A 22,670-nucleotide genomic window follows, 5' to 3' on the forward strand; every position below is an offset into this window, starting at 1 on the left:
GTCAAATGACACCGGCCCGACAGGTCGGCAGCGCGATTCCGGCGCCTTCCGCAAAAAATTTCAGGACCTCGTCCCCTGACGATCGGTTCAGCTTGGCGTAGGGTTGCGTCGTGCATGGGGCGTTCCTGCGACGACATTGGACTGAATAGGGGCTATCACACCAACATGACCGTATCGCGTTTTTCCGTCTCCGGCCAATCGGTCGCCCGGCTTCTGGCCACCCTCGCGACCGGCACGCTGGTCGCGGCACCCGTGATGGCGCAGATCGCACCGCCGCCCGTCATGGTGCCCGCGCCCTCGACCCAGACGCCCCCCGGCGCGACCGTTCAGCCCGTGCCCCAGGCTGTGCCGCCCAGTATCGTCGCGCCGGTGTCGATGCCCAGCCTGACCGATGCCCAGGCGCACCAGCTCGCCACGCTGATCGCCAAGGGCGAGGTGACGCAGGGGCTGCGCTCCGGCGCGCAGCGCGATCTGTCGGCGTTGTCGCCCGCTGCGCTGATCCGCGTGGCGCTCGACTATGCCCATGCGGTTCATGCCGGTCGGCTCGATCCCTCGGACTTTTCCAAGGACTGGGGCATCAGGCCGCAGCCCTATGACCCGCTGCCTGGCTTTGCCGAGGCGGTACAGAAGGACCGGCTGGCGGCCTGGGTCGCCTCACTGCCGCCGCCCTATGCGGGGTATGACGCGCTGGTGACGGGGCTGGCGCGATACCGGGCCATGGCGGCGGCGGGTGGCTGGTCGCCTCTGCCGTCCACGACCATCGCTTTCGGGTCGAGCGGCCCGCTGGTCCAGCAGCTGCGCAAGCGACTGGCGATGGAGGACCCCGCCGTCAGCGCGACCGGCGCGACCTTCGACGAAAACCTGCTGGCGGCGGTGCGGCGGGCGCAGCGGCGCTACGGCCTCAACCCGGTCGGCACCGTCGGCAGCCAGACGGTCGCGGCGTTGAACGTGCCGGTCGGCCAGCGCATCCGCCAGATCATGGCCAATATGGAACGCTGGCGCTGGTTGCCGCAGCAGCTGGAGGCCAAGCGCGTTCAGGTGAACATCGCGGCCGCCGTGCTGACCGTGTTCGACGGCGACAATCCGGTCATGTCGATGAAGGCCGTGACGGGACGGCCGGGCAACGAGACGCCGATGCTGGTTTCCTCGATCCACAGCATCGTGCTCAACCCGCCCTGGAACGTGCCCAGCTCGATCGCGAACAAGGAGCTGTGGCCCAAGGAAAAGGCCAATCCGGGCTATCTGAAGCGCAACGGCTTTCGCGTGATCGACAATGGCGACGGCAGCAAGCGGTTGCAGCAGGCTTCGGAGAAGAGCGCGCTGGGGCGGTTCAAGTTCGACTTCCCCAACGACTTCGCGGTCTATCTCCACGACACCCCTGCCCAGTCGGGCTTCTCGAAATTCGACCGGCTGGCCAGCCATGGCTGCGTCCGATTGGAAAAGCCCGCCGATCTCGCCGCGCTGATGCTGAAGACGACGCCCGAATGGCAACCGGCGCAGGTCGACGCCGTTCTCGCCTCCGGCAAGACGGTGCGCGCGACGATGGCCGAGCCGGTGGCGGTCTATCTGCTATACTGGACGGCCTTTGCCGGGGCGGACGGGCAGGTGGGCTTCCGTGAGGACCCATATGGCTGGGACGCGCAACTGGCGACCAAGCTGGAGGCACGGTCCGCCGAGCGGGCGGCCGCGACTGCGAATTGATGAGTGCGAAAGGGGATAAGATGATGAAGACCAATGAGATGCGCCGCTGGGGTCTGGTGGCCGCTGCCATGCTGCTTCCCGCGCTGGCGGGCTGTTCGCAGTCCACGCCGGAGGAGCAGCCGGTGGCCGCCGCCGCCGAGAATGAGCTGACCGTGACCGACGGTGCGGCCGACGAGAATATGACGGCGGTCGCCAATATGGACGAGGTCGCGGCGCCCGCGACCAATGCCGCCGAGGAGATCCCGCCGCCGCCGCCCGAGCGGACCGTCGACCAGCAGATGCTCGACGACGCCTCGGCCACCGGCATGACGTCGCGCGTGCAGCGCGATGCGCCTGCGGCCGACGCTCCCGCGACCGAGCGCAAGGGCGGCGAGTAAGTCTGGCCCGGTGGGGGCGGACGGCACGGCCCGTCCGCCCCCCTTGCAAGGATAACACCGCATGAGCGAAGCCAGCGTCCATGCCGCAGGCGAACAGCATCTCGTCCATCGCACCGGCTGGCTCCGTGCCGCGGTGCTGGGGGCCAATGACGGGATCATCTCGGTATCCAGCCTGATCGTCGGCGTCGCGGCGGCTCCGGGGGCCACGGCGGGAACGGTGCTGCTGGCGGGGATCGCCGCGCTGGTCGGTGGTGCCTTGTCGATGGCGGCGGGCGAATATGTCTCGGTGAGTTCGCAGGCGGACACCGAACAGGCCGATCTGGCACGCGAGGCGGCGGAACTGGACCGCGCACCGCTCGCCGAAACGCGCGAGCTGGCGGCGATCTATGAGGCGCGTGGGGTCGAGGCCGGGCTGGCCCGACAGGTTGCCGAGCAGATGATGGCGCATGACGCGCTCGGCGCGCATCGCCGCGACGAACTGGGGCTGGCGGATGACGGCGGGTCCGATCCGTTGCAGGCGGCCTTTTTCTCCGCCGGGGCCTTCGCCTCGGGCGCGATCCTGCCGGTGCTCGCCGCGCTCAGTCCGCGCGCCATGGTCCTTTATGCGGTGCCGGGGACCGCGCTGCTGCTCCTGGCCGTGCTGGGGGCGCTGGGCGCGCGGGCGGGCGGTGCCCCGATCGGGCGCGGGGCGATCCGTGTCGTCCTGCTCGGTGCGCTGGCCATGGGTGTCACCGCGCTGATCGGGACGCTGACCGGCGGCATCGTCTAGATGGCCGTGTTGAGCCATTCGCGCGACCGATGCGTTGACCCGTCTCCATCAGGAGAGTGACATGCGCGACGAACTCGACACCCCGACCGAACCCCAGAGCTTTGGCGACCTGCCGATCCAGCCGACCGGATCGGGCGTCCAGGATCTGGAAATCGCCTATGAGCAGATGCGCCTGACCGAAGCGGATGCGGCCCCCGCGCCCGATGCCAACGATGCGATCGCCGAGAGCGAGGCGCATCCGAGCTGATCGTGACGGCCCCGTCGGCCGATCGCACAGGGCATTCCCATTCGGAAAATATCTCGTATTGTGTTGAACGATACCAGATAATGGATTCTCGATATGGCGGACCCAGTGCATTTCGACCGGCGGAGCCTGTTGCTATCGGCCACCGGCATGGCCGTGACGATGGGGCACACATCCGCCCCGGCCGCCACTCTCCCCATACGCGGCGAGGCCGCCAAGGGTGCCGGTGCGACCTGCTGGCTCGACGGTGTACCGCCGGACGGCCATGAGGGAATGACCTGGGGCCAGCCTTGGCCTAGGGGGACGAAATTCTCCTCCGCTTACCGCCTGGCGGGGGAAGGATCGGCTCCGCTGCAAAGTTGGCCGCTCGCTTATTGGCCCGACGGGTCGATCAAATGGACGGGCCATGCCCTGACCGCCGATGCGGGGCGCGCCACCAGCCTGCGGGTCGAGCCGGGCAGGGCGCGGCAGGCATCGCCCTCTTCCGCCACGGCGCGGAGCTTTGCCGATCGGATCGAGGTGACGGTCGGCGATACGCTCTGGTCGATCGGGCGACAGGGCGAGGCGATTATCCGCTCGGCGCGGCGAGGCGGCAAGACGGTCATGCGCGACGTCGGCCTCATCGCGACGGCGCAGGACGCGGCCGACGAGGAGGATGCAGCCACGCCCCGGCTTCTCCGCTATGCGGGGCGGATCGAGCGCGTCACGGTGGAACAGGATGGCCCCATCCGGGTCGTCGTGCGGGTCGAGGGACGTCATGCCGCGCCCGACGAACAATGGCTGCCCTTTTCGCTGCGCCTCTACTTCCATGCCGGATCGGCGTCGGTGCGGATCGTCCATAGCCTGATCTTCGACGGAGATCCCGTGCGGCGGTTCGTACGCGGGCTGGGGCTGAGCGGGCAGGTGCCGATGACCGATCCGCTGCACGATCGGCATGTCCGCTTCGCCGGGCAGGGCGATGGCCTATGGGCGGAGGCGATCCGGCCGCTGACGGGATTGCGCCGCGATCCGGGGCGCGCCTTCCGCGAGGCGCAGGTCGCCGGACGGGAAACGCCGCCACTCGCGACGATGGCGGCGGCGGTGCGCGACCGGCTGGATTACATCCCGGCCTGGGGCGAGTTCCGGTTGCGCCAGCCCAATGCCGACGGCTTCACCATCCGCAAGCGGACCGCTGGCGGTCATGGCTGGGTGCCGGTCGATGGCGCCGGACGCGCGGCGGGGCTGGGCTATGTGGGTGGCGCGCGGGGCGGTGGCGTCGCCTTCGCCATGCATGATTTCTGGCGGCGCTGCCCGGTCGGGCTCGACGTGGCCGAGGCGACCGGCGAGGCGGCGCGCTTCACCCTGTGGTATCACGCGCCCGACGCGCCCGCGATGGACCTGCGCTTCTATCACGACGAAATGGGGATGACCGATTATGCCCGGCAGAACGATGGGCTGGACATCACCTATGAGGATTATGAGCCTGGCTGGGGCGATGCGCGCGGGATCGCACGGACGACCGAATTCCGGCTCTGGGCGCTCGACACGACGCCGACCCGCGAGCGGCTGATCCGGATGGCGGCGCAGATCGAGGCGCCGCCCCGCCTGCTTGCGACCGGCGAAGCGGTTCATGCGGCGGGCGTGTTCGGTGCCTGGACTCTGGCGGGGCCACCCGGCGGCGACGCGGCGGGACGGATCGAGGCGCGGGCCTCGCGCGAGCTGGATTTTTATATCGGGCAGGTCGAGCAGCGGCGCTGGTACGGCTTTTGGGACTATGGCGACGTCATGCACAGCTATGATGCGGATCGCCATGTCTGGCGCTACGACATCGGCGGTTTCGCGTGGGATAACAGCGAGCTGTCGACCGACCTTTGGCTGTGGTACGCCTATCTGCGGACCGGGCGCGCCGATGTCTTCCGGATGGCGGAGGCGATGACGCGGCATACCGGCGAGGTCGATGTCTATCATCTCGGCCGCTTCCGGGGGCTTGGGACGCGTCACGGGGTGCAGCATTGGGGCGACAGCTCGAAACAGCCGCGCATATCCAACGCCGCCTATCGCCGCATCTATTATTACCTGACCGCCGACGAGCGGTGCGGCGACCTGATGCATGCGCTGATCGACAGCGACCAGACGCTTCGCCATGTCGAGATCGGGCGCAAGGTCGGGGCCCGCGCGCCCGGTTCGGAGCCACCCGGCGGCACCGGCGCGGTGGTCGCGGAGGGCAGGCTGCCGCCGGGACAGGTCTTCGTCCAGTTCGGCACCGTCTGGGGCCCGCTGGTGGCGGCCTGGATGACTGAGTGGGAACGGACGGGCGATCCGCGCTGGCGCGACCGGATCGTGGCGGGAATGCAGTCGCTCGCCGCTCTGCCTCGCCAATGGTTTGCGGGCGGCGCGCCCTTCGACCTCGCCACGGGATGCTTTGTCGGCGAAGGCGACCGGGTGAGCATGAGCCATCTGAACGGGGTCTTCGGCGTGTTCGAGACGATGGCCGAACTGCTCGAACTGGTCGATGTGCCCGCCTATCGCGAGGCCTGGCTGGACTATTGCGCCTATTATAATGCCCCGACCGACCTGTTCCGCGCGAAGACCGGCGATCCGGGCAAGGGGCGGGGGCTGACCCAGGCCCATTCGCGCTATACCGCCTATGCCGCCGTCCAGCGCCGCGACCCCGCTCTGGCCCGCCGGGCCTGGGCGGAGTTCATGGGGGCCGGCGACCGTGCCACGCGCGATCAGGCCAAGGGCGCGGTGCGCCTGTCCGGTCTAGCGGTGCTCAAGCCGGTCGATGAGATCCCCGACATCTCGACCAACGATGCCGCCCAATGGGGGCTAGCGGCGACCGCCAATCTGGCGCTGATCGGCCGGTGGCTGTCGTGAGGCGATGGGCCTGCGCCATGCTGGGCGTGGCGGCGCTGGCCGCGACGGGGCCGGGTGCGCGCATCGACGATTTTCGCGGCGGCCTGTCGCGTTGGTCCGTCGAGGCCGAGCCGGGCGCGCAGGTCGTCGCTCGGGACGGAGTGCTGGATATCGACGCGGCGGACGGGGTGACGATCTGGTATCGGCAAAGGCTGAAGGGGCCGGTCGCGATCGACTATGACGTGATGCCGGTGGCGGAGGGCGGGGCGCATGACGCGGTCAGCGACGTCAACGCCTTCTGGATGGCGCGCGACCCCAGGGTGAAGGGCGGTTCGGTGCTGGCCCGGCGACGCGACGGCACCTTTGCCAGCTATGACGATCTGGAGACCTATTATGTCGGGATCGGCGGCAATCGGAACAGCACGACGCGGATGCGTCGCTATGTCGGTCGCAAGGGGGATCGGCCGCTCTTGCCCCAGCATGACCGTAGCGATCCCGCCGCGATGCTGGTCCCGAACCGATGGACCCATATCCGCCTGATCGCCGATGGTCACGAGATCGCGGTCGATCGCGACGGCCAGCGGCTCTTCACGATGCACGATGCCGCCCCCTATCGCAGCGGCTGGTTCGCGCTGCGCACCACGCGCAGCCATTTGCGGGTTCGCGATGTGTGGATCACGCCGCTGGGCCGATAAGAAAGGGGCCGGATCGCGCGGACCCGGCCCCCATAGTTGAGGGAAAAGGCGAGCCCGCTGGGGCTCAGAATTTCAGGTTGAAGCCCGCGAAGAAGCGCTGGCCCGGATAGAAGACCTCGGACGTGCCGATATTCTTGATATAGGTCTTGGAAAATTCCTTGTTGATGTTCTGCATCTCCATGAACAGCTGATAATGCCATTCGGGGAAGCGGAACGTGACCTTGGCATCCAGATAGCCTTCGCCCTTGCGATAGATGGGCAGGTTTCCGTTATTGGAATCGGCCACGACCGTCAGCCAGTCCGACCGGAAGTTATAGGCCAGGCGGGCGTTCAGCCATCCCTTGTCGTAGAAGACGCTGGCATTCCAGGTCCATTTGGACAGGCCGGGATAGTCGTTCAGCGGATCGCCGGTCGCGCTGTTGGTCAGGTTGGTGCGCAGGGCGCGGGCATAGGTGACATTGCCGCTGGCGCCCAGCCCGTCGAACGGCGCGGGCAGGAAGGTGAAGGCGGTCTGCGCGCTCGCTTCGATCCCGTCGAGCAGCGCGCCGAAGCCGTTCACCGGCTGGCGCACCGTATAGGTCACGCCATCCTGGAACAGGTCGACGCCGGTGCGCAACACGTTCAGGATGACGAAGCTGCTCTCATATTTCTTGTAATAGCCCAAGCTGAACAGCGTATCCTTGTTGGGATACCAAGCCAGGTTCACCTCCCACTGGTCGGCACGATAGGGCTTGAGCGCGGGGTTTCCGGCGGTGCAGACGTCATCCGACGCGGCGACGGTCGCATCGTCCAGGCAGTTGATGTTGGGCACCAGATCGGTCGGCTTGGGCCGGGCGAGGTTCTTGGCCCAGTTGGCGCGGAACACCAGATCGGGCGTGAGCTCCAGCGCCGCGTTGAAGGCGGGGAGGATGTCGACATAGCTGTTGCGCAGCGAGAGTTGCTGTGCGCCGAGCACCACGGTCTCGGTGCCGCCCGTGGCGGTGAAGCGGGTCTGGCGGCGGATATTGGTGCCCGTGCCCACATCCCGGGTATAGACATAGCGCACGCCCGCATTGCCGGTCAGGCGCATGCCGAAGACATGGGTTTCAAGATTGCCCTGGACGTAACCGGCGGCGACCGTCTCGTCGATCTTCAACTGGGGAATCTGGGGCTGGCCGTTGGCTTCGCGTACCAGATCCTGGTCGAAGCCGGACAGGTCGTAATATTGGCTGAGCAGCGACGGCGAGAAATTGGCGAAGGCGAGGCGATTGGGGATCGAGGAGGATGCGCCTTGCAGCCCCGCGAACATCGGCGCGCCGCCGGTCGTGGTGCCCAGGGAGCGGATAAGCCCGGCATATTCGTCGCGCGTTAGATAATAGGTGCTGCCATTGACCCGCTGCGGCACGGTGGCGGCGTTCACGACCTGGGTCGTGAAGGACACATTGGCGCTCGATTGATAGACCGCCGGGGTGGTGCCGGACGCCGGGGTCAGCAGACGTGATCCGCCACCTGCATAATTATAATAGTCGGCCCAGCGAAACTGCCCGCCAAACTCAATATTCTTCAGCGGCCCCCAGTCGGCCGCCCAGGTTCCGTCGAGCTTCAGCTGGTTTTCGTTATTGCCTGAGTCGCCCGGGCGATACTGGACGCTCGGCCCCGCCTGGGCAGTGTTCCCGGCGCGGTTGTAGTCGGTGTAGATATTGGGATCGGCCGGATTGACCGAACTGGGATAGGTGAAGACCGGAATGCCCAGATCGTTGCGCCGGTCGACCTGCATCCCCGCAATGCCGGTGCTGATCGCGATCAGGTTGGTTTCACCCAGCGTCCGCGATTCGCTGCGCGAGGCCAGACCCTTCAGCCGCAGGCGATCCACCACCCAGTCGAAACCGGTGATATAGTAACGGGAATTCTGGTCATATTGGAAGTCGCGGCGCTGAACGCCTAGGATATTGGCGGACCCGCTATAGACGGGGGCGGACGCGCTGCCGATATTCGCCGCCGACAGGGCCGTGGTGTAGCTGGTGACGACATGGTTGCCGTCGACCGTCGATGTACCCAACTTGACCTGTGGCGTCGAACCCGTGCCGAGCGACGGATCGAGCTGGTAACGCTGGTAACGCCCCATATCGAGCGAATAGTTGACGTCCATCAACCGCTGGTTGCGGCTGTTGAACTGTACTTCCGCAAAGGCGCGAAAATTGTTCGAGAATTCATATTGCAGCGTGATGTCGCCCGACAAGCGCTTGTCGCGGCGAACCAGGTTGCGATAGCGGGGCACGGTCGGCGCCCAGTCGAAGAACTGATTTTCGCACGCCGCCCGGCGGGTGGCGAAGGTCTGGGTCGCGGTCGCGCCGACACCCGCGCAGCTGGCATAGGTGTTGAACGCCGAATAGGCCGGGTTGGCGACCGTCTTCTGGTCGGAATGGTCGAAATCGGCGAGGCGGCTGTAATTGGTGTTGCTGGCATAATCCTGCCGCGTCGAGACATCGCTATAGGTGACGTTGGCCAGGAGACCCAGCCCGTCGATGAAGAATTTGGGCGTGCCGATCAGCAGCGTCGCGCGGGGCTTCCAGTCCTGCGTCGTGTCGAGATGCTGTTCGGAGAAATTGAGATTGGCGATGAAATTCTTGAGCTCGAGCGGCTTGCGCGTCTCGATCTGGATCGTGCCGCCGATGCCGCCCTCGGTCAGCTTGGCCTGATAGCCCTTGTAGACGTCGATCGACTTGACGAGCTCGGAGGCGAATTCGCGGAAGTCGCCCGCGCGGGAACCCAGCGCGGAGGATTGGCCGACGCCGTTGATCTCGACGCGATTGAGGTCCGGCTCGACGCCGCGGATCGATACCTGATTGCCTTCGCCGAATTCACGGCTGAGCTGGACACCGGTGATCCGGGCCAGGCTGTCGCCGATATTCTTGTCGGGGAAGCTGGCGATATCGTCCGCAACGATCGAGTCGACGACGGTCCCCGCATTGCGCTTGCGGGCGATCGCGGATTGCAGCGAGGCGCGGGTGCCGACGACGATGATGTCCTCGGGGCTGACCCCGTCGAGCTTGTCGCCTTTCCCCTGATCAGCGGTCTTCGCGGCGTTTTGCGCAAAGGCGGGCGCGCTCAGCGCCAGTCCGGCGGCCAGCACGCCCCAGGCCGATGTGCGCAGCATCCCGCGCAGCAGGTGCCGGTCGCCCGCGTGACGCGACCCGGTGATAGCGACGAAACCCGTCATGGCATCCTCCCTCTCGCCCCCGGTGCCGCCGCTGTTTCTCGGCTGACGCTATAGGGCTGCTCCAATATGCCTTGGTGTATATAACCACAATGTGGAATGCAATCATATAGATTGGAATTTTGACTCGTTGGGCTATGGTGCTGTCAGGCAATGCGAAAGGCGGCATATGACCCGGATCGCCGTGCTTATTTGGGATAGGAGAGAGGCATGATCGGCAGGCGGCTCATCAGGGGCGGTATCGCATCATGGGTGATGATGGCGGCCGTCTGTCCGGTCCAGGCCGCGCCAGCGCCGGAGCGCCAGGCCGAAAAATGGGACCGCGGCGTCGTCGCGGTGCCCGCCATCGGGGGCGGGGTGCTGGTCAGCTGGCGCTCGCTGGCAAGCGATGCGCCAGGCGTGGGGTTCGAGGTGTTTCGCGACGGACGCAGGATTTCTGCTTCCGCCATCACCGGCTCGACCAATTTCCGCGATGCCGGGGGTAGCGCCGCCAGCCGCTATGCGGTGCGAATGATCGCGCCGGGCGCGGCGGGCGCGGTCAGCCCGGCCGTGCCGGTCTGGGCGAAGGGCTATACGTCGATTCCGCTCGACCCGCCGCCGGGCGGCGTCACTCCGGATGGCGAGGCCTATGGCTATACCGCCAATGATGTGGGGCTGGGCGATCTGGATGGGGACGGGCAGCCCGATCTGGTGTTGAAATGGGACCCCACCAATAGCCATGACAACAGCCAGAGCGGCTATACCGGACGGGTCTATCTCGACGGCTATACGCTGGCGGGCAAGCGTCTGTGGCGGATCGACCTCGGCCCCAATATCCGCGCCGGGGCGCATTATACCCAGTTTCTGGTGCAGGATTTCGACGGCGACGGTCGGACCGAGGTGGCGATGAAGACCGCCGACGGCACGGTCGATGGACAGGGGCATGTGATCGGCGATCCCAAGGCCGACTGGCGCCAGCATGACGGAGAGGTGCCGCAGGCCGACAGGACCGGCGCGCACATGACCGCCGACGGGCGCATGGTCGCCAGGCTCGCCGGACGAATCCTGACCGGGCCCGAATATCTGACGGTGTTCGACGGCATGACCGGCAAGGCGCTGGCCACCAAGGCCTATGATCCGCCGCGCGGGCCGCGCCACGATCCGGGTTTCGCCTGGATGGCCGCGCATTGGGGGGACGGCTATGGCAACCGGGTCGACCGGTTTCTGGCGGGGGTCGCCTTTCTCGACGGGCGGCGTCCCAGCATGGTCTTCGGGCGTGGCTATTATGGGCGCACGGCGATCGCCGCCTGGGACTATCGCGACGGCCAACTGACCGAGCGCTGGCTGTTCGACACCGACCAACCGGGCCATCAGGACTATGTCGATCGCGGCAACCACCAGCTGAGCATCGCCGATGTCGACGGAGACGGTCGCGACGACGTCATCTACGGCTCTATGGCGGTCGATGCGGACGGCAAGGGACTGTGGACGCAGCCGCTCTATCACGGCGATGCGATGCATGTCGGCGATCTCGATCCCGCCCGGCCGGGGCTGGAGAAGTTCGGCGTGCACGAGCAGGTCGGCAAGAATGGCGGAATCGGATCGGCGCTGCTCGATGCGCGGACCGGGCAAATTCTATGGACCAAGCCCGCCACCAGCGACACCGGACGCGGCCTGTCCGCCGATATCGACCCGCGCCATGTCGGCGAGGAGATGTGGGGATCGAACCAGCCCGATCTCTACGACGTCCACGGCGTATCGGTCGGCCCACATCCGCGCCAGACCAACTTCGCCATCTGGTGGGACGGCGATCTTCTTCGCGAACTGCTCGACGGGACGACCATCTCGAAATGGAACTGGACGACCGGCAAGGCCGAGCCGTTGCTGGTGGCGGAGGGGGCGGCATCCAATAACGGGACCAAGGCCAACCCCGCGCTACAGGCTGACCTGATCGGCGACTGGCGCGAGGAGGTGGTGTGGCGCAGCGCCGACAATCGCGAGTTGCGCATCTATACGACGCCCTGGCCGACGACGCACAGGATCACCACGCTGCTCCAGGACCCGGTCTATCGCGCCGGGATCGCCTGGCAGAACACCGCCTATAACCAGCCGCCGCACACCGGCTTCTATCTGGGCATGACCAGGCCTTCCGAACGACCGGAGTGACCCGGTCACAGCACCGGATTGCGCCCCCAGAGCTGATCGTAGCGCCAGCCCGACAGATCCTCGACCACCGCGCGGGTCCGGGGGCTGGCGGGTTCGCGCTCACCGGTGCGGAGCCGCTCGATCTCGTCCATCAGCACGGCATGGGATGCCGGGTCGAGCCGAAAGCGGAGCGACACCCCTAGCCCGAAGGCGAGCAGCGCGAGGGTGCCGCCGACCATCACCGCGACGATGGCGTGGACGGTCGCCGGGGACTGGCTGGCCGCACCGGCGACGAAGCCCGACGCCTGCAGGATCTGGCCGACCGCGATTAGCGCAACGGCCTGCGACATCTTGCGCACGAAGGTCATGACACCCGCAAACGCGCCCTCGCGGCGGCGGCCGGTGACGATCTCGTCGACATCGGCCATGTAGTTGTACGTCGCCCAGGGAATATAGTTGAGCGCGCCGCGCCCCAGTCCCGCGAACGCGACCGGCAGCACGAAGACCCAGCCGCTGGCGCCCCGGCCTGTCCACCACAGGCCGAGGAACAGCAGGACGCCCAGCGCGAAGCTGCCCCCCGCAATCTGGTACGCCCGCGCCGGAGAGGCGCGCAGCGCGAAGTTGATCGCCAGCAGGACGGCGAGGGTCTGGACCGCATAGGTCAGCCCGGCCAGGTTGGACACGGCCAGCGTCGTGCCGCCGAGCGCGAAGACGACGAAATAGGCGAAGGCGGCATTGAAGATGTCCTGGCTGATATAGCCGCCCAGATACATGCCCAGATGCAGCCGGAACGCCCGGATTCGCAGGGTCGAGAACAGGTTGCGGTACAGGTCGCGGATCGCGGCCAGCGGGGTCAACCGCTCGCGCGCCAACGCCATGGTCTCGGCCGAGCGTGGTCGCTCCCAGCTGAACAGATAGAGCATCGTCGCGGAGGCCATGAACAGCGCGGAGAATAACAGGCCCATATAGAAATAGGTGTCGGGCGAATCCTTCCCCAGATGCTCGATCAACCGGCCCGGCAGGATGGCGGCGAGGATCGCAGAAATCTGGCCGCACATGATCCGCCACCCGGCAAACTTGGCCTTGGTCCGGTAGTCGCTCGCCATCTCGGCGGCCAGCGTCTCGAACGGAATGATCTCGAGCGCATAGACCAGCTCGAACAGGACATAGGTGACGAGATAATAATAGAAGCTCTGCCCCGCGACCCACATGATCGCGAAGGAGGGGAGCAGCGGGATAGCCGCCAGGATGAAGGTCCGCCGCCTGCCGAACCGGCGGCCCGCCCAGGTGTCGCCGAACCGGTCGGAGATATAGCCGATGGTCGGGCTCGCCACCGCGTCCAGCACGCGGGCGATGCCGAAGATCAGCGTCGCCTGCGCCGCCGACAGGCCGCAAAAGCTGGTGTAGAAGAACAGCACCCAGGTGCTGATGACCGCCATCGAGCCCGCGCCCAGAATGTCGTTCGATCCATAGGCGGCGAAATTATACCAGCGAACGCGACGTGTGGGCGGGGACCCGGTGGCGGCGGGCATCAGATATAGGTCCGCAGAAATTCGCCCAGCGCGCAGATCGCCAGGCTCTGGCCATAAGGCATCGAGGTCAGCGCGATGTCCTTGTAGAACTGCATCGTGTCGCCCATCGCGGTGCCGAAGCTGACTTGCTTCAGCTCGCCATGCTCGTCGATATTGGCGAGCACGGCGCGGATCGCCTTGATCCCAACCGCTTCGTAACGGCGCGGCAGATAGCCCTTCCGCACCGCCTTCAGGATGCCATAGGCGAAGCCTGCGGTCGCCGATGCTTCGAGATAGCTGGTCGGATCGACGATCAGCGTATGCCACAGCCCGCTCTCGTCCTGATGTTCGGCCAGCGTCTTGACCTGCGCCGCCAGCGTATCGATCAGGAAGGTGCGGAAGGCATCGCCCTCGGCCAAGTCGAGCATCTCGATGATCTCGGGGATCGCGATCGTCACCCAGCAATTGCCGCGCGCCCACAGCGCACCTGCGAAATTGTGGCGGCCGTCGAAGGTCCAGCCATGATACCAGAGGCCCGTCTGGCGATCGAACAGATATTTGATGTGGACGAGGAACTGGCGCTTGGCCTCCTCGATATAATGCGGGCGGTTCAGGATCTGGCCGATGCGGGCGAGCGGCAGGACGCTCATCATCAGCGTATCGTCCCACATCTCCTGCGGGTTCTCGTCGTTGAAGACGATATGCTGGAACCCGCCTTCCTCCGTCTTGGGCAGGCCGTCATCGGCCATCAGCCATTCGGCCCAGATGTCGAGATAGGGCAGATAGGTCTGGTCGCCGGTCTGCTCATAGAGATTGGCGAGCGTCAGGAAGGGCGACATGGTGTTGATGTTCTTGGTCGGGGTGCCCGCCGCGAAACGGTCCTCGAACCATTTCAGCATCACGTCCCAAGCCTGTTCGTCGCCGGTCTGCTCCCAATAGCGGTAGAGGCCGAACAGGCCGATGCCGTGGGTCCATTCCCAATCGTTCCACCCCTTGGTGTCGATCACCCGGCCATCGTCCAGACGGAGCAGGAACTCGCCGGTCTCGTCCCGGATGTTGACGAGATTGTCGATCAGCCTGGCGATCTGCGCCGTCACCTCGGCGCGGGGTATGTCGTGCGTAAGGGCTGCCACGGGAATGCTCTCCGAAGGATCAGGGGGTGGGATAGAGGTCGCGGTAAGCCGGGGCGGCCACGTCGGTGACCGCGACGCCGCCGCGCGCATGATGGAGGGTGACGAGCCGGACCGGCTCGATCACGTTGCCGGGCGCCCCGTCGCTCGTCACGGCGAGCGCCAGCGTGTTGCGTCCGCGATGGCGCAATATGCCCTCGGGGATGGGGAAGACCCGCTGCGGCCCGACATTCGCGACGAACTGGCCCATATTCCAGCCATTGACGAAGATCAGCACCCGGTAGCGCCCCGGCGAGCGCGGCGTATCGGCATCGCCGATCTGCAGGCCCAAGGTCACATCCTCGCCGCTCGGCACCGACAGGTCGAACGTGGTGCGATACCAGTCGGTCCCGGCATGGGGCTTCGCCTCGGTCAGCGTGACCGCCTGCCACCCTTCATCGGCAAAGCCCGGCAGCGTCCAGCCCATGCGTTCGCCATAAAGGCCGCCATTGTTGCTTGGTCCGCGCGCGACATCGCGCAGGTCCTCGCCGCCCGCTCGCCCTTGGATTCGCCACGCGATCGGCACCGCGAAGCTCTTGCCGCCCGGCCGGGCCAGCGAGACGGAGATCAGCCCGCGCGGCTCCTTGTGCGCGTCATCGACGTCGAGGTCCCAGTTATGGCCGTTCACCCGCACCATGGCCGCCAGCACATGCTCGCCGGGCGCCTGGGCCCGGCGAGGCAGGATGAATTCCGCGACGCCGGTGGTGATCGGCCGGGGCAGGCCGCCTGCCAGTTCGTGCTGGCCGATCAGCGTTCCGTCGAGGAACAGCTGGACGATGCCCGCGCCGCCCGCCCCGTAATGCACGGTCGCGGTCTGCGCGTCCGCCGAGCCGGTGAAGCGACCGCGATACCACACATCGCCGTCATGAAAGCCATAGGCATCCGCCCCGAGATTGGGCTGGCCGGTCGGTGGGCGGATGGTTGCCACGTTGCGGGCGGTCCCTGCGACGGTCCAGCCGGTGTCGTCGAAGTCCATGCCCGTCTCCGGCGACCCCGGCGCATGACGCCATTTCGCGCTGGTCAGGTCGGGCAGGGTCAGGCGTTGCGGTGCGGGCAGGGGGCGCAGGGCCACCAGACTGCCGCTTGCCGAATGGCTGACGGGCACCGCCTTTCCGTTCCAGCGGACCGTGCGGATGCCCGGCGGGGCCCAGACCTCCAACGGCTCGGCGTCCTCACTATCGCCGGTCAGGTCGAGCGTGCCCCGGTTCGGCGTCGCATGACGGACGAGCGTGGGGCCGCGTTCCAGCAGACCGTCCTGTCGGAAGAAACGTTGCGCCGCCGCGACGTCGCCGATCAGCAGCAGTAGGGGCGGGCGACCGCCGCCCGTGATCCGCACTCGCGCCAGACCCCGATGCGCATAGGTCAGCCGCAGGTCCCCCTTTGCCGGATCGAAGGCGCTGGCGACCCGTCCCTCCAGGACCGTGACCTTGGGCGGGCTGGCATAGCGCAGCACCGTTTCCCCCGGCTCGTCCGTGCGACCATAGAACAGCGCGACATCCTCCGCGCCGTGGCGGATCGTCGTCTGCAATTCGGACGTCGAATAGACCAGCCGTTGCCGCTCCAGATCGACGCCCGCGACCAGTAGCTTGGCGTCACGGCCATGCAGCTCGCTGGCAAAGCTGTAGCGTCCGTCGGGCAGGTCGGCGGTGATGGTGAACCGCGCGTCGCTGGTCGCGTTGGACGGCTTGGGCGCGACGAACAACAGGCGTGCGTCGGTATCCGGATTGCGGTCGTGATAGACCTGCACCGCATCGCTGCCCGTGACGGTGACGGGCGGGGCCTTTTCCAGCCGCGCGAGATCGGGCACGGCGGCGAGGAACTGGCCGAGCTGCTTCAGCTCCAGCGCCTTGGGCCGCAGATTGCGCGCCTCGTCGATCGCCGAACCATAGTCGTAGGAGGTATAGACGACGGGCGCGGGCAACCATCCCCAGCTCGTGCCGCCATAGCCCATATAGATGCTCTGGATCGCGATGCCGTTGGCGATGTTGGTGCCGTAGAAGACCCGCTGATAGCCGGTCCCGCGCTGGACGGCGTTGCATGGATACATGCCGTTCGACCCCCAATAGTCGAACCAGCCGCCGCCGAACTCGGCGATGAAACCGGGCGTGTGCGGCGAGGCGCTCGCCCCGCCCTTGGCACCACCGGGACCGTACAGGCCCCAGTCCGGAGCGGGGGCACCTTTGGTCGGCACATTGTCGACCCCGCACACGCCGCCGGGATAGCCGTCGAACGCATAGAGCTCCTGCGGCCCTGTGACGGTCAGCGGCACGCCCGAGCTCTTGGGCACCCAATAGCCGTTGCGCCCCTGATCATTGTGGAAGATCGGTACGGTGATCCCATCGGCCCGCGCCTTGTCGTACAGATGCTGCATGTAGCGGCTCTGCGCGGGGGTGGTCAGCGCCAGCTCATTCTCGATCTGGTGGAGGATGACGGTACCGCCGCGGCCCAGCTGGTGGCGCGCGATGATCGGGTTGATCCGGTCCAGCCATTCGTCAGCCGCCGCCAGATATTCGGGATCGTCGGTCCGCGCCTTGCCCGGTTGATTGACAAGCCATCCCGGAAAGCCGCCGCGCGACAGCTCGGCGTTCACATAGGGCCCGGCGCGGGTGATGACATAGAGCCCTTCCTCGCGCGCCATGATCAGCACCCGCTCGACGTCGCGGATGCCGGTGAAGTCGTACACACCCTTTTTCGGGCTGTGGAACCCCCAGTCGATATAGATGGCGACGGTGTTGAACCCGCTCGCCTTCATCTTCTGAAGGATGTCGCGCCACAGGTCGGGAGAGGGCAGGCGAAAGGGGTGGAATTCGCTCGACCAGATCAGCGTCGGCTTTCCGTCGATCAGCAGCGAATGGCGGTCGAACGCGACGCGCGGGCGCTCGGCCAACGACAAAGCCTGCGGCGTGGCGGCGCCTGCCAGCAGCAGGGCGGCGACCAGGCTCATGCGAGGTAGAACATCGGCGTCAGCGGGGCTTCGACCGGGCGATTGTCGGGCCTTACCTCCATCAGATCGGCCATATGGTCCCACCAGCGTTGCATGACCGGCTGGCCGGGCAGCGTGTCGCGGCTATCGTCGGGATGCAGCCGCAGGACGGCGAACAACGCGTTCGTCTCTTCATCCAGAAAGATCGAATAGTCGTAAATGCCCGCCGCGCGCAGCGCCTCGGCGAGTTCGGGCCAGATCGCGTCGTGGCGACGGCGATATTCCTCGGCCATGCCGGGCTTCAGCATCATGCGAAAGGCGATGGGCCGGGTCATGCGTCGTCTCCTGGGATCTTCAGGCCGTGGCGGTGGGCGAAGGTCGCGAACCGGGCCAGCCAGGGATGCGGCGTTCCGTCGGGGGCGATCAGCCGGGGGCCGTGCCCGCCCGTTTCGACGATATGGAGTTCGGCCGGGCGGGGCAGCGCATGGACCGCCTGGAACATCGCAATGCTGTTGGCGACCGGCACGACGGGGTCATCGGCGGCATGGCCCAGAAAAGTCGGCGGCATGTCGGAGGGCAGGTCCCGTTCCGCCGAATAGCGAGCTGCCCGCCCGGCATCCGCGTCCCGGCCGAGCAGCTCGCGCTTCGACTGGGCGTGCGCGAAGGGCTGGGCCATGGTGATGACCGGGAAGAGCAACCCGACGGTGAGAAGCGTCGTCGGCTGCGCGTCCATGGCGTCGACAGGGCCATAGGTGACGAGCGCCGATCGCGCCGCCAGTCGCGCGGCCAGATGACCGCCCGCCGAAAAGCCCATCGCGGCGATGTTGGTTGGATCGATGCCCCATTCGCCCGCGCGGGCCCGGATGACCCGGAGCGCGCGCTGTGCATCCTGAAGCGGCGCGTCCGGCCCGGCGGCCCAGCCGTCGTGCGGCAGGCGATAGAGCAGGTCGAACGCCGTCACGCCCTGCGCGGCGAACCAGCGCGCGACCGGCGAAGGCTCGCGCCCCACCGCCACACGGGCATAGCCGCCACCGGGGATCAGCAGCACCGCCGCCCCGGTCGGTCGCGCGGCGGGGCAGACGGTCAGCATCGGGGTGGCGATATGCGGCCAGGCGATGTCGTCGGCGGGGCCGTTGGGCGAGCGCTGGACGAAGGCGTCCGCGACCCCAGGGCTGGGCATCCCCGGCGGTGAGCCTGGCCAGATCGGAAAGCGCCGCGGGGCAGGGGCGGCGGTCGCGAGGCGGGGCATGGCGACCAGTGACAGTCCGGCGATCAGGGTGCGGCGGTCGAGGGGCATCGTCAATTTCCCGCAGGTCGTTCGCTGCTGCGCATCCCGCTGGCCGCCAGACGAAAGGTTTCGGGGGCGGGCGGATGGCTCGGGTCGAAAGGCGGCAGATCGCTTCGGACGAAACGGGCGAGCGAGCCTATCGCCCGCATCCGCTCCGCCACGTCGCGCGCCAGGACCCAGGCGCCGTAATTGCCGTGATGGGTCGCGTCACGGCCCTGATCGTTGAAGGCCAGCGGCGCGCGATCCTTGCCCAAGGCTTCATAGAAACTGATGGAGTCCGCATTCAGGTCGATCACCGGCACCGCCGCCTCGGCCGCGACCGCGCGAACGGCGGCGGGATAGTCGCCCAAGCTGGGCCGGATATGCCCGTCCGCGCCCCATTGCCGCCGCTCGGGCGAAGTCACCAGGATCGGCGTCACCCCGCGCCGCCGCAATTCGGCGATATAGGTGCGCAAATAGGCGCGATAGGTCGTCGCGGCGTCGGCATAGGTCTGCGGCCACTGGGCTTTCTGGTCGTTATGCCCGAACTGGATCATCGCGACATCGCCGGGTCTGGCGCTCGCCAGCACCTTGTCCAGCCGAAGCTCGGTCAGGAAGGATTTGAGCGTCTCTCCCGACTCCGCATGATTGGCGACCGCGATGGTCGGCGTCAGGAAGGCGGGCAGCATCTGGCCCCAGCTCGCGGCCGGTTCGGCGGGCTGGTCGGTCACGGTGGAGTCGCCCAGCAGGAAAAGGGTCGGGACCTCGACAGGGGCGACGCTGACGCGGCGAAGCGCGGGCGCCGGGCCCAGTATCTCCAGCGTCAGCCGATCGTCCCAGGTGAACGATCCGATCTCGCGCGGCTTGAGCCGCACCGCATCGCCGCCCGGCGCGTTGGCGGGCGGGGGCGCGAGCGCGGGGGTGCGGACATTCACGATGAAGCGCCGGGTGACGAACTCGCCCGCGCGTGTCCGAACCGCCTCCAGCATCAGGCGGCGGCTCTCGGCCTTGATCGTGTTGTCGCTCGCGCGGGCAGGATCGCCCAGCGTGACGGTCACGGCATAATTGCCCGGCGGCACCGCGACCGAGAAAAGGTGCCGATCGGCCTCGAACCCGTGATCGCCATCGAAGCGGTGGTCGGCATTCGCGGCCATGACGAAGTCCCGCACCGGCGCCTGTGCCGTGGCCATCGCCGACCCCGCCAGCGCCGCCACGGCGATCAGCCGGCGCATGACGGCCCGCCTGCGGCTGTAGCGCGGGTCAGGCTTGCGCGCTTCTTCAGCACATGGCGGGCGATCGGCAAATGGGTGCCCGCCAATCCGCCCGCGACCAGATCGGCGATCCGGCGCGCGCCCAGCTCGCTGAAATGGGTGTCGTCATCCACCGCCTCGGCAAAGCCCGGCAGGCCCTCGCCCTTCGCATAATGGAGATAATAGACCCGTGATCCGTCCGGCCCGAGCCCGTCGATCCAATGTTCCGACAAGGCGGCCAGGTCGATCAGGGGCACATGCTCCTGCGCCGCCACCCGCCTGGCGGCGTCCGAATAGGTGGGGAAGCTGGGCACGACATGCCCGTCCTTGAACGCGCGACGCGTGACCGGGGTCAGCAGCACCGGTCGGGCTCCGGCGGCGTGTGCGACCGCGATGAAGCGCTTCAGATTACTCTCATATTCGGGAATGGGGGCATAGCGTTCGGGCTTCGCCTGGTTGGCGTCGTTATGCCCGAACTGGATCAGCAGCGTGTCGCCGGGCCGCAGGTCGCGGGCGATCGCGTCCAGCCGCCCTTCCGCCATGAAACTCTTGGTGCTGCGCCCCGCCATCGCATGGTTGGCGATGGAGACCTCGGGCCCGAAGGCGCAGCGGAGCATCGTGCCCCATCCCGATTGCGGATATTTGTCGGGCCGATAGTCCTGCGCGGTGGAGTCGCTGGCGATGAACAGTCGTGCCGGGGGCAGGGAAGCGGGGGAGGCGCCGACGATCAGCAACGACGCGCAGGCCGCCCCTATCCTGACAGCCGTCCGATGACGCTTCGTCATGCACCCGCTCCCTCGCCCTGTCGTGGACCTGTTTCGATCCGCTTTCCTAAACTATGTGCCTATATCCCACATAGTGCAAGAGGGTTTTGGGATTTGGAATAAGGTCAGCGGCGATCTTTTTCCCGCCACCCCAAGTCGCGGCTGATCGCATGCGCGGTCCCCAGCACATCGGCGGTCAGCGCGGTCATCCGTTCGTCCGACATATATTGCGCGGCGCTCGAGACGCTGATCGCGGCGACGATGCGACCGCTGGCGTCGCGGATCGGCGCGGCGACACAGCGTATCTGATCCTCATTCTCCTCAAGGTCATAGGCGCAGCCCAGCCCCACATAGCCGCGCATCCGCTCCAGCCAGACGTCATAGTTGGGCGCATGCGGATCGCCCGCCCGCTCGTCGTCGAAACGCTGGCGCCAGTGCTTCGCCTCGTCGTCCAGCATCAGCGCCTTGCCCAGCCCGGTGGAGGTCATCGGCTGGCGATCGCCCACGCGGCTGGAGATGTCGACCCGGCGGCGGCCGGGGATCTTGTCGAGATACAGCGCCTTGTCGCCGTCGCGGACGCCCAGATGGACCGTGTCCTCGGACGCGGCGGCCAGCGCCTCGATATGATCGCGCCCGATCTGGACGACATCGGCCTGCTGCTGCGCCAGAAAGCCCAGTTCGAGCAGCTTCGGCCCCAGGCGATAGCCCTGGCGCGGCGTGAAGATCAGGAAGCGCCGGTCGATCAGCGCGCTGGCCAGCCGATGCGTCGTGCTGCGCGTCAGCCCCAGCCGCTCGGCGAGTTCGGCCAGCGCGATCGGGCGGTCGGACACCTCGTCGATCAGGTCGAGCCCGCGCAGCAGGGTCTGGCTGCCCGTCGGGCCCTTGGTCTCGCCGGTTTCGGTCTTGGGGGATTTGGCGGATGCGGGCATGGAAACATCTTCTCCTGACGCGCCGCATTTGCTGCCAGCGCGTACCATATTGTGGAAGTGTTTGCCTTTCTCACGTCCGCATGTCGAGGGGAAAGCGCCAGCCCCCGCCCGTCCCTATTGCAGGTTCACGAATGCGCCGCCATCGACCAGCAGAGCCGCGCCGGTCACATAGCGCGCCATGTCCGAGGCCAGGAAGACGGCGGGTCCGACCATATCCTCTGGCACGCCCAACCGGCCCAGCGGCACGCGGCCCTCCATATAGCAACGCTTGGCCTCGTCGGCCAAATCCTCCTTGTTGATCTCGGTCAGGATGGTGCCGGGAAGCAGCGAGTTGCAGCGAATGGCATGGCGCCCCAGCGCGATCGCCGCCGACTGCATCAGCGAGTGCAGGCCCGCCTTGGTTGGGGTATAATGGGTCTGAAATTCGCCGCCGACCAGCGCCGAGATGGAGGAGACCGCGATGATCGATCCGCCATGCCCCTGCTCGACCATCTGCCGCGCCGCCGCCTGGCACATATAATAGCCGCCATGCAGGTTGACCCGCATCGTCCGCTCGAACGTCTCGACCGGCATGTCGAGAAAGCCGTGGAACGGACAGATGCCCGCGTTCGACACCATGACGTCGACCTTGCCCAGCGCCTTCGCCGCCCGCGCGATGAAGTCGGTCGCGGTGGCGGGATCGGCGACGTCGCCCTGGATGGCGACCGCGCGCCGTCCATGCGCCTCGATCCCCGCGACGCATTGGGCTGCGCCGTCCGAATCGCGCGCATAGTTGATCGCGACGTCCGCGCCATGTTCGGCCGCGCCGATCGCGATCGCCCGGCCGATCCCCGTGGAGGCACCGGTGACGACGACGGTCTTTCCTTCCAGCAGTTTCACGGCCTTGCTCCTCATCCTGTCCACCGGCTCCACCTTG

17 protein-coding genes are annotated in these 22,670 nt (G+C 67.1%); 7 read left to right on the forward strand and 10 right to left on the reverse strand.

Annotated features, from left to right (window positions below; all coding sequences use genetic code 11):
- The first annotated feature begins 165 nt into the window (after positions 1 to 165).
- The 6 genes from QE363_RS11130 (at position 166) to QE363_RS11155 (ending at position 6,621) form a co-directional block, all read left to right on the forward strand.
- Positions 166 to 1,701, forward strand: a complete 1,536-nt coding sequence (locus tag QE363_RS11130; protein WP_309695198.1) for a L,D-transpeptidase family protein — start codon at positions 166 to 168, stop codon at positions 1,699 to 1,701.
- A 20-nt stretch (positions 1,702 to 1,721) separates the two neighbouring features.
- Positions 1,722 to 2,078, forward strand: a complete 357-nt coding sequence (locus QE363_RS11135) for a hypothetical protein (RefSeq protein ID WP_309695200.1) — start codon at positions 1,722 to 1,724, stop codon at positions 2,076 to 2,078.
- Between the two features lie 61 nt (positions 2,079 to 2,139).
- Complete coding sequence (locus QE363_RS11140) at positions 2,140 to 2,847, forward strand: VIT1/CCC1 transporter family protein (RefSeq protein ID WP_309695202.1); 708 nt, start codon at positions 2,140 to 2,142, stop codon at positions 2,845 to 2,847.
- A gap of 61 nt (positions 2,848 to 2,908) precedes the next feature.
- Entirely contained in the window at positions 2,909 to 3,094 is a 186-nt protein-coding gene (locus QE363_RS11145; protein WP_309695205.1) for a hypothetical protein, read from the forward strand.
- 93 nt (positions 3,095 to 3,187) lie between these two features.
- Positions 3,188 to 5,947 carry a Tat pathway signal sequence domain protein gene (locus QE363_RS11150; protein ID WP_309695206.1) on the forward strand — a complete coding sequence of 920 codons (2,760 nt, stop codon included), beginning with the start codon at positions 3,188 to 3,190 and terminating at the stop codon, positions 5,945 to 5,947.
- A gap of 17 nt (positions 5,948 to 5,964) precedes the next feature.
- Complete coding sequence (locus QE363_RS11155) at positions 5,965 to 6,621, forward strand: DUF6250 domain-containing protein (RefSeq protein WP_309695209.1); 657 nt, start codon at positions 5,965 to 5,967, stop codon at positions 6,619 to 6,621.
- Between the two features lie 64 nt (positions 6,622 to 6,685).
- Here QE363_RS11155 and QE363_RS11160 read toward each other — a convergent pair whose 3' ends face one another.
- A complete protein-coding gene (locus QE363_RS11160) occupies positions 6,686 to 9,820 on the reverse strand; it encodes a TonB-dependent receptor (protein ID WP_309695211.1) in 3,135 nt (1,044 codons plus the stop codon).
- A 207-nt stretch (positions 9,821 to 10,027) separates the two neighbouring features.
- On the opposite strand from QE363_RS11160, the gene QE363_RS11165 reads away from it, so the two are divergent.
- On the forward strand, positions 10,028 to 11,962 hold the full coding sequence (locus QE363_RS11165; protein ID WP_309695213.1) for a rhamnogalacturonan lyase: 1,935 nt from the start codon (positions 10,028 to 10,030) through the stop codon (positions 11,960 to 11,962).
- Positions 11,963 to 11,967: 5 nt separating this feature from the next.
- Here the strand turns inward: QE363_RS11165 and QE363_RS11170 are convergent, their stop codons facing one another.
- From QE363_RS11170 to QE363_RS11210, 9 genes are all read right to left on the reverse strand, one after another.
- The gene (locus QE363_RS11170; protein ID WP_309695215.1) at positions 11,968 to 13,473 is read right to left on the reverse strand and encodes an MFS transporter; all 1,506 of its coding nucleotides are present in this window, start codon (positions 13,471 to 13,473) and stop codon (positions 11,968 to 11,970) included.
- Positions 13,473 to 14,585: a glycoside hydrolase family 105 protein gene (locus tag QE363_RS11175; protein ID WP_307098567.1), complete on the reverse strand. Its 1,113-nt coding sequence runs from the start codon at positions 14,583 to 14,585 to the stop codon at positions 13,473 to 13,475. The genes QE363_RS11170 and QE363_RS11175 overlap by 1 nt, the downstream gene beginning before the upstream one ends.
- 19 nt (positions 14,586 to 14,604) lie before the next feature.
- A complete protein-coding gene (locus QE363_RS11180; RefSeq protein ID WP_309695217.1) occupies positions 14,605 to 17,565 on the reverse strand; it encodes a beta-galactosidase in 2,961 nt (986 codons plus the stop codon).
- A complete protein-coding gene (rhaM, locus tag QE363_RS11185; protein ID WP_309695218.1) occupies positions 17,562 to 17,879 on the reverse strand; it encodes an L-rhamnose mutarotase in 318 nt (105 codons plus the stop codon). Before rhaM ends, QE363_RS11180 begins: the two co-directional genes overlap by 4 nt.
- Positions 17,876 to 18,841 (reverse strand): alpha/beta hydrolase, encoded by a 966-nt coding sequence (locus QE363_RS11190; protein ID WP_309695220.1) that lies wholly within the window; start codon positions 18,839 to 18,841, stop codon positions 17,876 to 17,878. The genes rhaM and QE363_RS11190 overlap by 4 nt, the downstream gene beginning before the upstream one ends.
- Before the next feature lie 2 nt (positions 18,842 to 18,843).
- Entirely contained in the window at positions 18,844 to 20,043 is a 1,200-nt protein-coding gene (locus QE363_RS11195; RefSeq protein WP_309695221.1) for a rhamnogalacturonan acetylesterase, read from the reverse strand.
- Positions 20,031 to 20,846, reverse strand: a complete 816-nt coding sequence (locus QE363_RS11200; protein WP_309695223.1) for a rhamnogalacturonan acetylesterase — start codon at positions 20,844 to 20,846, stop codon at positions 20,031 to 20,033. The genes QE363_RS11195 and QE363_RS11200 overlap by 13 nt, the downstream gene beginning before the upstream one ends.
- A 104-nt stretch (positions 20,847 to 20,950) precedes the next feature.
- Entirely contained in the window at positions 20,951 to 21,754 is an 804-nt protein-coding gene (locus tag QE363_RS11205; RefSeq protein ID WP_309695225.1) for an IclR family transcriptional regulator, read from the reverse strand.
- A gap of 114 nt (positions 21,755 to 21,868) precedes the next feature.
- Positions 21,869 to 22,633: an SDR family NAD(P)-dependent oxidoreductase gene (locus QE363_RS11210; protein WP_309695227.1), complete on the reverse strand. Its 765-nt coding sequence runs from the start codon at positions 22,631 to 22,633 to the stop codon at positions 21,869 to 21,871.
- Positions 22,634 to 22,670 lie beyond the last annotated feature (37 nt).

This window comes from Sphingomonas sp. SORGH_AS_0870, assembly GCF_031453175.1.
Taxonomy (GTDB): Bacteria; Pseudomonadota; Alphaproteobacteria; order Sphingomonadales; family Sphingomonadaceae; genus Sphingomonas.

Excerpts from the sequence above, each read along its gene's own strand:
- QE363_RS11160 (WP_309695211.1), bottom strand. The coding sequence starts at position 9,820 with ATGACGGGTTTCGTCGCTATCACCGGGTCGCGTCACGCGGGCGACCGG.
- rhaM (WP_309695218.1), bottom strand. The coding sequence starts at position 17,879 with ATGACCCGGCCCATCGCCTTTCGCATGATGCTGAAGCCCGGCATGGCC.
- QE363_RS11150 (WP_309695206.1), top strand. The coding sequence starts at position 3,188 with ATGGCGGACCCAGTGCATTTCGACCGGCGGAGCCTGTTGCTATCGGCC.
- QE363_RS11135 (WP_309695200.1), top strand. The coding sequence starts at position 1,722 with ATGATGAAGACCAATGAGATGCGCCGCTGGGGTCTGGTGGCCGCTGCC.
- QE363_RS11205 (WP_309695225.1), bottom strand. The coding sequence starts at position 21,754 with ATGCCCGCATCCGCCAAATCCCCCAAGACCGAAACCGGCGAGACCAAG.
- QE363_RS11155 (WP_309695209.1), top strand. The coding sequence starts at position 5,965 with ATGCTGGGCGTGGCGGCGCTGGCCGCGACGGGGCCGGGTGCGCGCATC.
- QE363_RS11180 (WP_309695217.1), bottom strand. The coding sequence starts at position 17,565 with ATGAGCCTGGTCGCCGCCCTGCTGCTGGCAGGCGCCGCCACGCCGCAG.
- QE363_RS11200 (WP_309695223.1), bottom strand. The coding sequence starts at position 20,846 with ATGACGAAGCGTCATCGGACGGCTGTCAGGATAGGGGCGGCCTGCGCG.
- QE363_RS11190 (WP_309695220.1), bottom strand. The coding sequence starts at position 18,841 with ATGCCCCTCGACCGCCGCACCCTGATCGCCGGACTGTCACTGGTCGCC.
- QE363_RS11195 (WP_309695221.1), bottom strand. The coding sequence starts at position 20,043 with ATGCGCCGGCTGATCGCCGTGGCGGCGCTGGCGGGGTCGGCGATGGCC.
- QE363_RS11170 (WP_309695215.1), bottom strand. The coding sequence starts at position 13,473 with ATGCCCGCCGCCACCGGGTCCCCGCCCACACGTCGCGTTCGCTGGTAT.
- QE363_RS11140 (WP_309695202.1), top strand. The coding sequence starts at position 2,140 with ATGAGCGAAGCCAGCGTCCATGCCGCAGGCGAACAGCATCTCGTCCAT.
- QE363_RS11130 (WP_309695198.1), top strand. The coding sequence starts at position 166 with ATGACCGTATCGCGTTTTTCCGTCTCCGGCCAATCGGTCGCCCGGCTT.
- QE363_RS11145 (WP_309695205.1), top strand. The coding sequence starts at position 2,909 with ATGCGCGACGAACTCGACACCCCGACCGAACCCCAGAGCTTTGGCGAC.
- QE363_RS11165 (WP_309695213.1), top strand. The coding sequence starts at position 10,028 with ATGATCGGCAGGCGGCTCATCAGGGGCGGTATCGCATCATGGGTGATG.